The sequence below is a fragment of the Paenibacillus sp. FSL K6-4396 genome, from assembly GCF_038002525.1.
Classification (GTDB): Bacteria; Bacillota; Bacilli; order Paenibacillales; family Paenibacillaceae; genus Paenibacillus; species Paenibacillus amylolyticus_B.
The window spans coordinates 4,595,552-4,609,678 of sequence record NZ_JBBOCR010000001.1 but is presented as its reverse complement, the minus strand read 5'-3'; the positions used below and the strand labels follow the sequence as shown (position 1 = coordinate 4,609,678).

The window sequence follows — 14,127 nt, the reverse complement described above, 5'->3', positions numbered from 1 at the left end:
CGTTCAAAACGTCGAATAGATTATGAGATAGGCATGCACAACTTGGAATCGTATACATAAAAAAAGACGAGATGATTTTTAGCCCAGAGTAAAAAAATGACTACGAAGTAGACGAACAAGAAAGAGTGAAGCGAGATGAAATGGCCGGGTTTCTTACAACGATTCCGACCGAACAAAAACGTGGTTAAGCTATCGGACTATATCCCAAAAAAGGAAAGGAGGCACTACTGTTCCATATGCAAGAAAAACGTTGAATCGGTCGTGCATTATGCGGCGCCACAGGGAAATGTTTCAGGTGTATGCAGTTCTTGTAAGTCTTTGGCGGATGAACGTGGAATGTTTCCCATTTAATAAGAAGAGATGCGCTCAGGAAATAACAATTCTTTGATTTATGCGCGTTTTTGTAGTACATTAGCAAATGTATTCGAAGGAGGATTCTAATGTACTCAGGTAGACAAGACGATACTTTATACATCATGACCTACACCTTAAACAGCGGTATCAAGGGTACGGTTCCACTGTCTAATAAGCAGATTATTGAGTGGCTGGATTGCTACAGAAATGAGAAGCGCTTCGTGACCGAAATCGGCAAGGAGTTTTTTGGATTGAATGCAGGATTGGTAGCAGACTTCAAGGTTCAAAATCATTTATCGGATTATCAGCAGACCATTATGCCTACACAGCAGCAGGATAACCTGGAACGCTTGTCCAGTGCCTATAAATCAACCGAGTTATTAATGAAGATTGATTGTAAATGTGGCACGGCTTATGTGACGGAATCCCCATACAAGCGCACAAAATGGTACTGTACAAAGTGTAAAGAGATTGTATTTTTGGATGCCAAAAAAGGAATGGTGGAAACGTCGCGTGGTGACGCTTACTACATGACCAACAAATATTTTGTTTCCCGTGACTAGCGGGAAGCGACTCTGGAAGCATCGCTGCGAAGCGGTGCTTTTTTGTGCGAATGTTTGCTCTATAACAAAAAAAGCCCCAAGGGGCCTTTTTGGAAGAAATCAAAAATCTTTTAGCAATTATGATGAGCATTCAACTTTGTGAGGAGGAATGAAGCAGCAACGACAGCGTGGCTCGTAAGCTTCTGAATCGCCAATCATGACAACCGGACCCAAGGTAACAGGCTCCCCATTGACGATACGTTGCGTAAAGGCTGCATCCGGGCTGCCACATACCGCACAGAAAGCCGAGAGTTTCTCAATGTCGTCTGCCATGGCAAGCAAACCGCCGACATATCCGAATTCCTTACCACGGTAATCCATATTAAGTCCGTCCACAATGACATGTTTGCCACAATACGCTAACTCCGAGACAAGTTCCATAATGGCACTGCTGAAAAATTGTACTTCATCAAATGCAACAACATCAGCATCTATGGTTTGGTTCAAGATCATTTCTACGGATTCCGGGGTTAATTGCCGGGGAATGGAATGGGCAGGGAGTCGATAACCAATTCGGCTTACGATCTCGTCCTGGGCAAACCGATCATCCTCGGCTGGTTTGTAGGCCACAACCTTTTTACGGCCAAATTGTATTAATTTCTGACAACGGCGAATGAGTTCACCGGATTTTTCACTGAACATGGGTCCAGTAATTACGGTAATACGTCCTGTTTGCACGGTGCTGCTACTCCTCTCACATACGGGATTCAACAAAAAAAGCGACCTTTACAGAGTACCACAAAATCTTTGGAAAGAGCCAGAACTAATCTGCGCAGCTTTGTGTTACTATATGGATTGTTAAGGTATTGGTTACGGCAGCTAATTAACAGGAGTTGTGAAAAGAGGTGTTTAGTATGAGTGAAGCATTAACATCACTGCAAGCGCAATATGAAAGCCTGAAAGAACAGGGATCTATAGATGAAGCGGCGCAGGCATTATTTGCAGAACTGTTCGCAGAAGCGGAGAGACTGCAGGCAAGTAACCTTACCTTGCGTAGAACGATTTTGAAGTCTTCTTCCAAAGAATCACGTATGTCTACCAAACTGCGGGATGCCCTATACGAATGACCCGGAGATTACTCCGGGTCCTCTTCTGTCTTTAATTTGCGAGGGAATAGAATACCTGCTGTAATTCTGGCAATCATGGCAAAGGTGAGACCAATGCCTGCAAACATGTAGATTACGGTAAAGGCTTTGCTGAATCCGGTGGATGGCACAAATTCAGGATGTCCCACCGTAGTCAGGGTAACTGCACAGAAGTATAACGCATCGATCCAGTGCAGACCTTCAACACGAGTGTAAAACAAAGTGCCTGACAGCAACGTTGCTGCTGTTAACGCGAACAGAGCCAGAAACTTGGGGTCTTTGAACGCATGGAAAATGCCTTTGAGCAATCGTTGTAACGTGATTAGAAATGATACCATGATGATCCATCCTGTCTATGTAAAGTAGGCGGTGTGTTGTATACACACAAAAAAAGCCCGGACTCATGGAGTCCTTCCGGGCGTCTCTGCTTTTTCGGGTACACTTTTGGACCGGAAACGGGGACCTACATAATTACGCTTGCGGTCACGGAACAAGATCCAGCCTCCCAGAAAACTCATACCTGCGGCAAAAAGAACAAGTCCACCGCCAAAGGAAAGCCACTGGAACCCTGGTGAAATCAGTTCGTTCCCGTGCTCGGCATAATATAGGAACAGGGCATCTTTCATCATCAGAAAACCCTTCATTGCCATTAAACCGGGGATGACCAGAACAACAATTGCCAAAAATCGCGCAAAGACCAATCTTGTATTCATGAGCATTATACCCTTTCTGCCAAAGTCGACATTAAATAAAGGTTACGCTTACAGATCATACCTGATTCCATCATAGCTTGGAATGCATGGGCTGTCCATGTGTGATTGCTTCAAACTTTGAGTTGACCGCTTAAGGAGAGTACAATGGCATATAGAGGGTATAAGCTAAACCATGATTTAAGCCATCATAAATGATATTGAAATTTGATTCATAGAGGAGAGCATGAGAGATGCCAATTACATGTGATGTTGCAATTCTTGGAGGAGGAACCGGTGGATATGTAGCCGCAATCCGGGCTGCACAGCTGGGGAAACAAGTCGTTATTATTGAGAAGGACAAGCTTGGTGGAACCTGTCTGCATCGTGGCTGTATTCCGAGTAAGGCTTTGCTGAAAAGCGCGGAAGTGTACGCCGAGATTCAAGAGAGCGAGACGTATGGTATCGAGACCGCTGGGGCCACACTTGTATTTCCCAAAGTACAGGCGCGCAAGGATGCAATTGTCGAACAGCTCCATCAGGGCGTTCAATATTTGATGAAAAAAAATAAAATCCAGGTTGTACACGCGAAAGGTCGCGTCATCGGACCATCCATCTTCTCACCGCAGAGCGGAGCAGTCGCTGTGGAGTTTGAAGATGGCGAGATGGATACGGTAGTTCCAACCAATCTCATCATTGCGACTGGTTCGCGTCCACGTGTGTTGCCGGGCCTGGAACCGGACGGCAAGTTTATTATGAGCAGTGACGAAGCCCTGCGTATGGATGAACTTCCTGCATCACTCATCATTGTCGGTGGGGGTGTGATTGGACTGGAGTGGGCATCCATGCTGAATGACTTTGGGGTAGACATCACAGTAGTAGAAGCAGCTGCTCACGTGTTGCCTGCCGAGGATGAGGATGTTGCCAAAGAAATGCAGCGATTGCTAAGCAAACGAGGTGTTCGTTTCCTGACAGGTGCCACTGTTCTAACGGAAACATATAACACGGGTCAAGAGGGCATCCAGATTGATGTGCAGCTTGGTGACGATAAGCAGGAAACGCTGAGAGCGGAGAAAATGCTCGTGTCGGTTGGACGTCAGGCTAATGTCGAAAATATCGGACTCGAAAATACAGATATCAAACTGGAGCGTGGATTCATCGCTGTGAACAAACAGTTACAAACCGGTGAAGGTCACATCTACGCCATTGGTGACTGCATCGGCGGTTTGCAGCTTGCACATGCCGCAAGTCATGAAGGCATTCTCGCTGTCGATCATCTGGCGGGAGAAACGGTACATGCCGTAGAATCCCATCGCATCCCGCGCTGTGTGTATACACGTCCGGAAGCAGCAAGCATCGGATTCACCGAGCGTGAAGCCAAAGAACGTGGCTATGACATTAAAACAGGGAAGTTCCCATTTTCGGCGATTGGTAAATCGCTCATTCATGGAAGTCGTGATGGATTCGTGAAGGTGATCGCAGATGCCAAGACGAATGATATATTGGGAGTACATATGATTGGCACCCATGTGACGGAATTGATCGCTGAGGCTTCTCTGGCTCAGATGCTGGATGCCACACCTTGGGAAGTTGGACAAACCATTCATCCGCACCCTTCTCTGTCGGAAATCATGGGTGAAGCCATGCTGGCGGTCGATGGAAAGGCCATTGGAATGTAAGCCAAACAGGCTTATGAGAAAGGTTCTTTCCTTTTTTGGGTAAAAGGGATTATAATAAGGTTAAGCCAAGTCTTAGTACCAGGTTATAAGATCGGGTAGTAAGAGTGGCACAGGCTCTGATTAAAAGGAGGTACCTCATATGAGTTCACAAGGTACTGCAGACGCGGTCCATCGGCATCAACAGCTGGGACTTAGCGATGGTGAAGTATTGGATATGTACAAATACATGCTGCTCGCACGCAAGTTTGACGAGCGTTGCTTGCTCTTGCAACGGGCTGGCAAAATTAACTTTCACGTATCCGGTGTAGGACAGGAAGCTGCGCAAGTAGGCGCTGCTTTTGGTCTGGATCGGGATCACGATTATTATTTACCTTATTACCGCGATTATGGCTTTGTACTGGCGGTAGGCATGACTCCGCGTGAGTTGATGCTGTCTGCTTTTGCAAAAGCGGAAGATCCGAATAGTGGCGGTCGGCAAATGCCGGGTCACTTCGGTCACAAAAAGCTGCGGATTGTGACGGGCTCCAGCCCGGTTACAACACAGGTTCCGCACGCTGTTGGGTTTGCGCTGGCTGCCAAAATGAAGAAGCAAGAATTTGTTTCTTTTGTTACGTTTGGTGAAGGATCAAGCAACCAGGGTGACTTCCACGAGGGAGCCAACTTTGCAGGTGTGCATAAATTGCCTGTCATTATTATGTGTGAGAACAATCAATATGCAATTTCGGTACCGATTCACAAACAGTTGAGCGGCAAAATATCCGATCGAGCACAAGGATACGGGTTCCCTGGACTGCGTGTAGATGGAAACGATGCATTAGAAGTATACGCTGCAGTGAAGGAAGCGCGTCGCCGTGCCATAGCCGGAGAAGGCCCGACACTGATTGAAGCGATGATGTATCGGTTGTCACCTCACTCCACCTCCGATAATGATCTGGCTTACCGGACCAAAGAGGAAGTTGAGGAGAACTGGAAGAAAGATGGCGTTCCTCGCATGAAGAACTACTTGATCGATTGCGGCATCTGGGACGAAGCCCGGGATGCGGATCTGGCTTCGCAGCTTGCGATGGAAATGAAAGAAGCAACTGAATATGCAGACAACGCACCATATCCTAAACCTGAGGATACTCTGACGCACGTTTATGCGGACAGCGAAGAAGGGGGACGGTAAGTATGGCAGTGATGGAATATATTGATGCAATCCGTCTCGCGATGAAAGAAGAGATGGAACGGGATGAGAATGTTTTTATCCTTGGTGAAGACGTAGGTCTCAAAGGTGGTGTGTTTACCACAACTAAAGGGCTGCAAGATCAGTTTGGCGAAATGCGAGTGATGGACACACCTTTGTCTGAATCCGCTATTGCAGGTGTTGCCATTGGTGCAGCGATGTATGGCATGAAGCCGATTGCCGAAATGCAATATTCGGACTTCATGCTGCCGGCAACAAACCAGATCATTAGTGAAGCGGCGAAGATCCGCTATCGTTCCAATAATGACTGGAGCTGTCCGATTGTTATCCGCGCGCCGATTGGTGGCGGAATCTTCGGTGGGTTGTATCACTCCCAATGTCCGGAATCGATTTTCTTTGGTACACCTGGTCTGAAAATTATAGCACCCTACTCGGCATACGATGCCAAGGGACTGCTCAAGGCCGCTATTCGCGACCCGGACCCGGTACTCTTTTTTGAAAATAAAAAATGCTACAAGCTTATCAAGGAAGATGTGCCTGAAGATGATTACATCGTTCCGATTGGTAAAGCCAACGTACTTCGTGAGGGTGCGGATATTACGGTGATCGGTTACAGTCAGCCGCTGCATTTTGTAATGCAGGCTGCTGAGGAGCTGGAACGGGAAGAAGGCATTACTGCACACGTTCTGGATCTGCGCACATTGCAGCCGTTGGATCGTGAAGCCATTATCGCTTCCGCTCGTCTGACAGGCAAGGTGCTGATTGTACACGAAGATAACAAAACCGGTGGTGTAGGTGCCGAAGTTGCCGCTATTATTAGTGAGGAATGTCTATTTGAACTGGATGCACCGATTCAGCGTCTCTGCGGACCTGACGTGCCGGCCATGCCAATTAGCCCAACATTGGAGAAATTCTACATGCTGAGCAAGGACAAAGCCAAAGCAGCAATGCGTACACTTGCCGAGTTTTAATTTCGTTTTTTGGATCGTTTAAAAGTAAAGTTTGGAGTGATAATCAAATGGCTGAACGTATGAAATGGATCGAGGTCATTATGCCGCAATTGGCGGAATCGCTGGTCTCGGCTACCATAGGCAAATGGTTGAAAAAACCGGGCGACCGTGTGGAACAGTACGAGCCGATCTGTGAAGTAATCACTGATAAGGTTAATGCCGAGATTCCATCCACTGTGGATGGAATTATGGGTGACCTTTTGGTGGAAGAGGGCACAACGATTGCTGTTGGTGAAGCAATCTGCCGCATGCAGGTCGCAGCTTCTGACGAAGAAGTGGCCGAGCAAGTAACACAAGTATCGCAGCAACAGGAGCAAGTGCAGCAACATGTCAGCCACACTCCTGTTGCCGCCTCAAATACAGCAGTACATGACCCCAACCAGCCGATGCGCAATCGGTATTCCCCGGCAGTGCAATCCTTGGCAGCAGAGCATGGCTTGAACTTGCAAAGCATCCAAGGCACTGGGGCCGGTGGTCGTATTACCCGCAAAGATGTGCTGGCATTTGTTGCACAGGGAGGTAACGCGGCTGGAACGTCTGCACAAGCATCATCTGCAGCAGCACAGCATACACCTTCTGGTGTGCCGTCTGTTTCTCCATTCAGCGGAGTGAATCGTGGAAATGGAGAAATGGGTTTAACCGCTGGAGAAGCGATCTCAGCGTCCGATGCAGGTGTTCCTGTGAGACATTCAGGCATTCATCTAACCGAAAGCCCGAAAATTCCACAGATCGAAGTGGAAGGTGGCGGCCAGGGAAGATCGGAGTATTTCATCGATGTTACCCCTGTGCGTAATGCCATTGCCCGGAATATGCGTCAAAGCGTATCGGAAATCCCGCATGCATGGACAATGATCGAAGTGGACGTAACAAATCTTGTGATGCTGCGCAATAAACTTAAGGATGAGTTCAAGCGTAAGGAAGGCATCAATCTGACATATCTGTCCTTCATGATGAAGGGAGTCGTTAACGCGATTAAAGACTACCCAATCATGAACTCGGTATGGGCAGTGGACAAAATTATCGTCAAACGGGACATTAACCTGTCCATGGCGGTAGGAACCGAAGATTCCGTACTTACACCTGTAATCAAACATGCCGATCAGCGAAATATTGCAGGTCTGGCCCGTGAAGTGGATGAACTGGCTCGCAAAACACGTGAAGGTACGTTGAAGCTGGACCATATGCAAGGTGGTACGTTTACGGTAAACAACACAGGTTCATTTGGTTCGATCCTGTCCCAGCCAATCATTAACTACCCGCAGGCAGCGATTCTTACATTTGAGTCAATTGTCAAGAAACCAGTGGTTATTAATGATATGATCGCTGTTCGTTCGATGGCTAACCTGTGTCTATCACTGGATCACCGAATCCTGGATGGTGTAATCAGCGGACGTTTCTTGCAACGTGTCAAAGAAAACCTTGAAGGATATACCATGGAGAGCAAGGTGTATTAAGTAAATAGTTGACGGGAAAGTGTATGTGCCGGAGGCCGTGCACTTTTCCTGCTGTCTATGGACAAGTGCTCAATTGTACAATGAACCTGAAGCAGAAGGGTGTGGGGAATCATGAGCAAGCCGCTGGATGTTGCATACATACCAATGCTTGATTATGAAGAGGCTTGGAACCGCCAGAAAGCGATTGTGCAGCGATTGGACGAGGGCGAGGGAGCGGAGCAGATGCTGCTTTTACAACACCCGCCTACGTATACAATCGGATCACAAAATCATCCGGAGCATCTGCTTCTCAGTCCGGAAGAGTTGCGTGAGCAAGGGATTTCTTTGTTTCAAATTGACCGCGGCGGTGATATTACTTATCATGGCCCGGGCCAGTTGGTAGGTTACCCGTTATTGATTCTTGGTCGGGATGAAGACCTGGATCTGCACGGCTATTTACGGAAACTTGAGCAGGTACTTATGGATTATCTCGCAGACCAGGGCATCGAAGCCGGACGCAAAGAGGGTTACACGGGTGTGTGGATTGGCGATATGAAGATCGCTGCAATTGGCATCAAGTTTAATCGTTGCAAACACCGCCGCGGTTTTGTGACCAGTCACGGCTTTGCTTTTAATATCAGCTCAGGCATTCAACATGCAGGTTTTCAGGGGATTGTTCCTTGTGGGATTGAGCAGTATGGCGTTACCTCACTGGAGGATATAACAGGCAAGTCCTATGCGGTGGAACAGGTAGCGCAGGAGATTGTTCCGCACTTTAATCGTATTTTTCCATATGAGATTAATTGGGTCACGGAAAAAGAAGCCCTTCAACGTCTGTAAACAGTTCGTCGAAAGGCTTTAGGTTGCTATCCGAACAGCAACGGTTCGAGAGCTATGAAAAGGGTGGACCCGATCATGGCGATCAGCATGAGATAGATGATGATTTTGAACCATTTCTTTTTTTGCATGATGAGAGAACTCCTTTCAACATAAAGTAAACAAGCCATAGTAATTGTATTGTACCGTATCCACGAGAGGGAGGAAAGTCCTATGATTAAACAACAACGTGTTATCGATCAGTTCATGGAACTGGTGCAGATTGATAGTGAAACGAAAAATGAACAGAACATCTCGAAAGTGTTAAAAGAACAGTTTACAGATCTCGGTCTTCATGTCTATGAGGACGACACGATGGAGCAAACCGGACATGGCGCCGGAAACCTCGTTATTACCTGGGAAGCCGAAGGAACAGATGGAGTTGCACCGATCTTTTTCACATGTCATATGGACACCGTAACGCCGGGACAGGGAATCAAGCCTGAACTGGGTGAAGATGGCTGGATTCGCAGTGATGGAACAACGATCCTGGGAGCAGATGATAAAGCAGGAATTGCGGCATTGTTCGAAGCGATTCGTGTGATCCAGGAAAACAAGATTCCTCATGGTAAAATTCAATTTGTCATTACAGTTGGCGAAGAGTCTGGCCTGGTGGGCGCACGTGCGATGAATCCGAAGGATATCGATGCCGAGTTCGGTTATGCGCTTGACTCTAATGGAGCTGTAGGCACGATCTGTGTAGCTGCACCAGCCAGAGCTGAAATTCAAATGAGCATCTATGGTAAGTCCGCACATGCGGGCGTGAACCCGGAAGACGGGATCAGCGCCATTCAGGTAGCAGCCAAAGCAATTGCAGCGATGACACTGGGCAGAATTGATGATGAAACGACAGCAAACATTGGCAAATTCCAGGGTGGATCACCACTCAACGTGGTATGTGACTTTGTACAGCTTGAAGCGGAAGCCCGCAGTATTGTGCAGGAGAAAGTTGAATTGCAGGTTGCACAGATGCGTGACGCGCTGGAAACGACATGTCGCAAATACGGTGCAACGGCTGAATTCAGAAGTGAGATCCTCTACCCTGCATTTGGCTTCCATGATGAACACGAAGTTGTACAGCTTGCACAGCGTGCCATCCGCAGTATTGGGCTGGAGACCAGTACGTTTGCTTCCGGTGGTGGCAGTGATGCCAATATCTTTAACGGATTCGACATTCCAACAGTGAACTTGGCGGTAGGGTATGAGGATATTCATACGACCAAAGAACGCATTCGTGCCGAAGACATTGTGAAGTTGTCTCAGGTAGTCGTAGCTATTATTCAGGAAACGGCAGCTGACAAGAAATAATATAGAGCGCATGTTACGTCACATGTTGTTAGACAAAAGTCCGAACCCGGTCTGTATCGGATTCGGACTTTTTGCGAATTCATGTTATATTTCAAGGGAGAAGACTCGTTAATTTAAGGTCAAAAGGAAGCAAAATCATGTTTCGATTCGTTTATTTACGTCCAGCAAGCAGATCGACTAACTTGGCATCCGGGCCCCACTCGCGCAACCATTGTTTGAGTATGAGTTGCACTTGCCGGGCTTGTCCTACCACGTGTACGGATTTAGGCGTCAAATAACTGTTCATCAAAATTCCCCCTGATTTGTTTATATTTACTGTGAGAGTTCTATACGCTCACCATATGCCCCAAATCAGAGATTTATACATTAAGCGAATATATAAATTGAGCTAATCCTTTACACAAGAACGGAGAGGACAGAAATAACCAAGAGAAGCGGAGCGTTCGCCAAAAAGCTTTCTGAAGGAAAGCTGCATCGTAAGCATAAGCTATCACCAAATTTTATCTATTAGAGAAAGAAATCAAAAAATCTGGGGATAACAGCGATCGAAGGGTTGTTCTGTCATCGGAGTGGTTAGTGTAAATATTTTTAGTCCATTTATATATAATCCAACGATATGGAGTTGAAGAACAAATGAAACCAAACCAATCTGCTCAATCCATCCACGCGGCACAACCTGCCAATCCAAAACTAGATGAAGTGACCGTATCCACCAAGCCAATCTTCGAGGGCAAAGTGATTTCACTTCAAGTCGATACCGTTAAACTGCCAAACGGCCAGACGGCTACACGTGAGATAATCCGACACCCTGGAGCGGTAGCTGTCCTTGCTCTGAATGGGGATCGCATGCTTGTTGTGGATCAGTATCGTCAGGCAATGGGACGTACCGAAGTAGAGATTCCTGCGGGGAAACTGGACCCGGGTGAAGAACCAGAGGTTGCAGCAGCACGTGAATTGCGAGAAGAGACGGGATATGTGGCCAAGACGCTACGTCATTTGCGGTCGTTCTATACTTCACCGGGGTTCGCAGATGAAATCATTCATCTCTACATCGCAGAAGAGCTTGAAGCAGGGGACATGGCGCTGGACGAAGATGAATTCCTTGAAGTATCCGAGATCACACTGGAGGAAGCTTACGCTCTAATGGACGAGAACCGGATTAGTGATGCCAAAACGATGATGGCTGTGTACGCGTGGGACCTCTACAGAACGACAGGACGGTTCTAGAGATGAATGACCAACTGGAAACGTCTACGATGTGGGAGCCCTGTTATACAGACCTGCATATTCACATTGGACGAACCTCTCGCGGTGAGGCCGTAAAAATCAGCGGCAGTCGGGATCTGACATTTGAGAATATCGCTCGGGAAGCATCGGATCGCAAAGGAATTCATTTGCTTGGTGTTATTGATTGTCATTCTCCGGTTGTACAGATGGATATTGAACAATTGCTGGAGAGTGGTACCATGTCCGAGATTGAGGGAGGCGGCATTGCCTACCAGGACACCACCATTCTGCTGGGTACAGAGATTGAGCTGCGCGAGCCTGAAATGCGTGAGTTCCATATGCTGGCGTACTTCCGTGATCTGAAAACGATGAAGTCCTTCACGGACTGGATGAAACGTTATATGAAAAATGTGAATCTCAGTTCTCAGCGTGTCTACGTGCCCGTTCTAGAGATGCAAGCCGAGATTAAGGCACGTGGTGGGCTTATTGTGCCTGCACATGTATTTACACCGCATAAAGGCATTTATGGTAGCACAGCGCCCCGTATGGGCGATGTGCTGGATACTAGTCTCGTGGATGCGGTAGAGCTGGGGTTAAGCTCGGACTCATCCATGGCCAGTTATATTCGGGAGTTGGATCATGTACCGTTTCTGACCAATTCGGATGCTCATTCACTCGGTAAGATTGGACGGGAGTATAACGAACTGCAAGTTGCTGCCCCTTCATTTGATGAATTCCGTATGGCACTTCAAGGAGAAGCCGGTAGGAGTATTGCGGCCAATTATGGACTGAATCCAAGGCTGGGCAAATACCACCGTACCTACTGTGCAGCATGTGGCAGCATTATGGACGAGCAAGCGATGTCAGCAGAGCGCTGTCCTCACTGTGGCAGTCTGAAGCTGGTGCAGGGGGTGCTGGATCGCATCCTGGCGATCTCTGATCGGGAGAGTCCTCATGTTCCTGCAAACAGACCAGCCTATCATTATCAGGTACCACTGGAGTTCATCCCCGGACTTGGCAAAGCCAAACTGCGCCAGCTACTGGACCATTTTGGTACGGAAATGAACGTACTTCATCGCACCAGTGAGGAAGAACTTGCTGCGGTTGTTGGACCTGTGCTTGCAGGCCTGATTGTGGCTGCACGGAACGGACAACTGGAGCTGTCCTCCGGAGGTGGCGGCACGTACGGAAAGGTTGCTGTTCAGGTGAAATCTACGGAGTGACCTCGTGGAAATATTCTGTAGTTCAACTCATATAGCTTTCGCTTTACAGAGGTCCAATCTGGACAAGAAGTCATACAGGTGCATTCCGGTTCATAAGAATGACTATGAGGATGTAACTGAGAATCCTTGCAGCATGATACCGGAAAGGGGACTCGTACCTGTATGCGCACTTCCTACTTTACATTTAAAGGTCAGACTTCGTTATATGTATTCGTGGCTGTCTTGTTTCTGGTTGGCGTCATTTTTGGCGCGCTCATGGTCAACGCATTGTCTCTTGAGCAACGTCAGGATCTGGAGGGTTATCTCGGCAATTTCTTCATGACCGTGCAGCACAGTGCACAGCTGACAGAGACCGGGGCATATTGGGACATTGCCATGCTTCATCTGAAATGGGTAGGTCTGATCTTTATTCTGGGTTTATCCGTCGTTGGACTACCCGGTATACTGGTTCTGGATTTTTTGAAAGGTGTGCTCATTGGATTCACAGTAGGGTACCTTGTTGGACAGTATTCCTGGAAAGGGCTGCTGTTTGCACTGGTGTCCGTGGCACCGCATAATTTGTTCGTCATTCCGATCCTTCTGGTCTGCAGTGTGGCGGCGATGACGTTCTCGTTATACATCATCCGCAATCGTGTTTTGATGCAGCGAACACCTGGTCGACAAAGGCCTTTTGCTTCATATATAGTGTTAACTTTGGTTATGGCTGCATTGCTGCTCGGAGTAGCGTCTTTTGAAACATGGGTTACACCTGCGATGATGCGTTGGGTCACGCCAATGCTACTACCGGCCTAACGTGTACCGTATAGTGTAAAATGTTGACTTTAATTACGCACTCCCCCTATAATGAAAAGAGTGGGTTAAGTTGCAGTGTGCAGTGATTTCCTAGGGGGAGGGAGAAAATGGAAGCACGGATTGATAAAATTAAGCAGCAACTACAGTCCCAAGGATATAAATTAACGCCCCAGCGGGAAGCCACCTTAAGAGTACTTCTTGAGAATGAAGAAGATCATCTGAGCGCAGAAGACGTATTCATGCTCGTTAAAGAAAAGGCTCCCGAAATCGGTCTGGCAACCGTGTACCGTACCCTCGAACTGCTGAGTGAGCTGCATGTTGTAGAGAAAATCAACTTCGGCGACGGTGTAGCGCGTTATGATCTGCGCGGAGATACATCCAAGCATCACCATCATCACTTAATCTGTGTTCAATGCGGAAGTATGGATGAAATACGTGAAGACTGGCTTGGACCGCTTGAAGAGCGTTTGGAGCGGGAATTCAACTTTTCGGTAGTAGATCACCGACTGGACTTTCATGGAATTTGTTATCGTTGCAAAGCTAAAAATGAACAGAAACCCAAAGATGAAGAATAACATAGCATATCTTCAAGCTCTCACCGGCGGTTTTGACGGGAGAGCTTTTTTGGCACCGGACATGATCTGGAGTTTCCCCCGAATGGCA

The 14,127-nt window shown here is 47.5% G+C and carries 17 protein-coding genes; 12 read left to right on the top strand and 5 right to left on the bottom strand.

Going from position 1 to position 14,127, the window contains the following annotated elements:
* Positions 1–440 precede the first annotated feature (440 nt).
* Positions 441–917: a hypothetical protein gene (locus tag MHB85_RS20160; protein ID WP_017687614.1), complete on the top strand. Its 477-nt coding sequence runs from the start codon at positions 441–443 to the stop codon at positions 915–917.
* A gap of 117 nt (positions 918–1,034) precedes the next feature.
* Here MHB85_RS20160 and MHB85_RS20155 read toward each other — a convergent pair whose 3' ends face one another.
* Positions 1,035–1,634, bottom strand: a complete 600-nt coding sequence (locus MHB85_RS20155; RefSeq protein WP_062835251.1) for a thymidine kinase — start codon at positions 1,632–1,634, stop codon at positions 1,035–1,037.
* Positions 1,635–1,810: 176 nt separating this feature from the next.
* Here MHB85_RS20155 and MHB85_RS20150 point away from each other — a divergent pair, with 176 nt between their 5' ends.
* Positions 1,811–2,023 (top strand): hypothetical protein, encoded by a 213-nt coding sequence (locus MHB85_RS20150; RefSeq protein ID WP_091028840.1) that lies wholly within the window; start codon positions 1,811–1,813, stop codon positions 2,021–2,023.
* A gap of 8 nt (positions 2,024–2,031) precedes the next feature.
* Here the strand turns inward: MHB85_RS20150 and MHB85_RS20145 are convergent, their stop codons facing one another.
* Together MHB85_RS20145 and MHB85_RS20140 are read right to left on the bottom strand one after the other, a co-directional pair.
* Entirely contained in the window at positions 2,032–2,379 is a 348-nt protein-coding gene (locus MHB85_RS20145; protein ID WP_192133999.1) for a potassium channel family protein, read from the bottom strand.
* A gap of 63 nt (positions 2,380–2,442) precedes the next feature.
* The gene (locus MHB85_RS20140) at positions 2,443–2,760 is read right to left on the bottom strand and encodes a DUF2627 domain-containing protein (protein ID WP_017687618.1); all 318 of its coding nucleotides are present in this window, start codon (positions 2,758–2,760) and stop codon (positions 2,443–2,445) included.
* Positions 2,761–2,984: 224 nt separating this feature from the next.
* Here MHB85_RS20140 and lpdA point away from each other — a divergent pair, with 224 nt between their 5' ends.
* The 5 genes from lpdA (at position 2,985) to lipB (ending at position 8,878) form a co-directional block, all read left to right on the top strand.
* A complete protein-coding gene (gene lpdA / locus MHB85_RS20135) occupies positions 2,985–4,409 on the top strand; it encodes a dihydrolipoyl dehydrogenase (protein ID WP_192133997.1) in 1,425 nt (474 codons plus the stop codon).
* A 139-nt stretch (positions 4,410–4,548) separates the two neighbouring features.
* Positions 4,549–5,577 carry a thiamine pyrophosphate-dependent dehydrogenase E1 component subunit alpha gene (locus MHB85_RS20130; protein ID WP_036607878.1) on the top strand — a complete coding sequence of 343 codons (1,029 nt, stop codon included), beginning with the start codon at positions 4,549–4,551 and terminating at the stop codon, positions 5,575–5,577.
* A 2-nt stretch (positions 5,578–5,579) separates the two neighbouring features.
* Positions 5,580–6,566 (top strand): alpha-ketoacid dehydrogenase subunit beta, encoded by a 987-nt coding sequence (locus MHB85_RS20125; protein WP_017687621.1) that lies wholly within the window; start codon positions 5,580–5,582, stop codon positions 6,564–6,566.
* A gap of 47 nt (positions 6,567–6,613) precedes the next feature.
* Entirely contained in the window at positions 6,614–8,059 is a 1,446-nt protein-coding gene (locus MHB85_RS20120) for a dihydrolipoamide acetyltransferase family protein (protein ID WP_341073566.1), read from the top strand.
* A 111-nt stretch (positions 8,060–8,170) separates the two neighbouring features.
* Positions 8,171–8,878 carry a lipoyl(octanoyl) transferase LipB gene (lipB, locus tag MHB85_RS20115; protein ID WP_339309948.1) on the top strand — a complete coding sequence of 236 codons (708 nt, stop codon included), beginning with the start codon at positions 8,171–8,173 and terminating at the stop codon, positions 8,876–8,878.
* A gap of 26 nt (positions 8,879–8,904) precedes the next feature.
* Here the strand turns inward: lipB and prli42 are convergent, their stop codons facing one another.
* A complete protein-coding gene (prli42, locus tag MHB85_RS20110) occupies positions 8,905–9,006 on the bottom strand; it encodes a stressosome-associated protein Prli42 (protein ID WP_017687624.1) in 102 nt (33 codons plus the stop codon).
* Positions 9,007–9,088: 82 nt separating this feature from the next.
* On the opposite strand from prli42, the gene MHB85_RS20105 reads away from it, so the two are divergent.
* Positions 9,089–10,222, top strand: a complete 1,134-nt coding sequence (locus MHB85_RS20105; protein ID WP_341073565.1) for a M20/M25/M40 family metallo-hydrolase — start codon at positions 9,089–9,091, stop codon at positions 10,220–10,222.
* Between the two features lie 151 nt (positions 10,223–10,373).
* On the opposite strand, the gene MHB85_RS20100 is transcribed toward MHB85_RS20105, so the two are convergent.
* Positions 10,374–10,508, bottom strand: a complete 135-nt coding sequence (locus MHB85_RS20100) for a Z-ring formation inhibitor MciZ (protein ID WP_091018103.1) — start codon at positions 10,506–10,508, stop codon at positions 10,374–10,376.
* Positions 10,509–10,855: 347 nt separating this feature from the next.
* On the opposite strand from MHB85_RS20100, the gene MHB85_RS20095 reads away from it, so the two are divergent.
* The 4 genes from MHB85_RS20095 (at position 10,856) to fur (ending at position 14,039) form a co-directional block, all read left to right on the top strand.
* Positions 10,856–11,449, top strand: a complete 594-nt coding sequence (locus tag MHB85_RS20095) for an NUDIX domain-containing protein (protein WP_210108617.1) — start codon at positions 10,856–10,858, stop codon at positions 11,447–11,449.
* Positions 11,450–11,451: 2 nt separating this feature from the next.
* Positions 11,452–12,672, top strand: a complete 1,221-nt coding sequence (locus tag MHB85_RS20090) for an endonuclease Q family protein (RefSeq protein ID WP_341073563.1) — start codon at positions 11,452–11,454, stop codon at positions 12,670–12,672.
* A 162-nt stretch (positions 12,673–12,834) separates the two neighbouring features.
* On the top strand, positions 12,835–13,464 hold the full coding sequence (gene spoIIM, locus MHB85_RS20085; protein ID WP_105599516.1) for a stage II sporulation protein M: 630 nt from the start codon (positions 12,835–12,837) through the stop codon (positions 13,462–13,464).
* 107 nt (positions 13,465–13,571) lie between these two features.
* Positions 13,572–14,039 (top strand): ferric iron uptake transcriptional regulator, encoded by a 468-nt coding sequence (fur, locus tag MHB85_RS20080; RefSeq protein WP_036607866.1) that lies wholly within the window; start codon positions 13,572–13,574, stop codon positions 14,037–14,039.
* Positions 14,040–14,127: the final 88 nt, after the last annotated feature.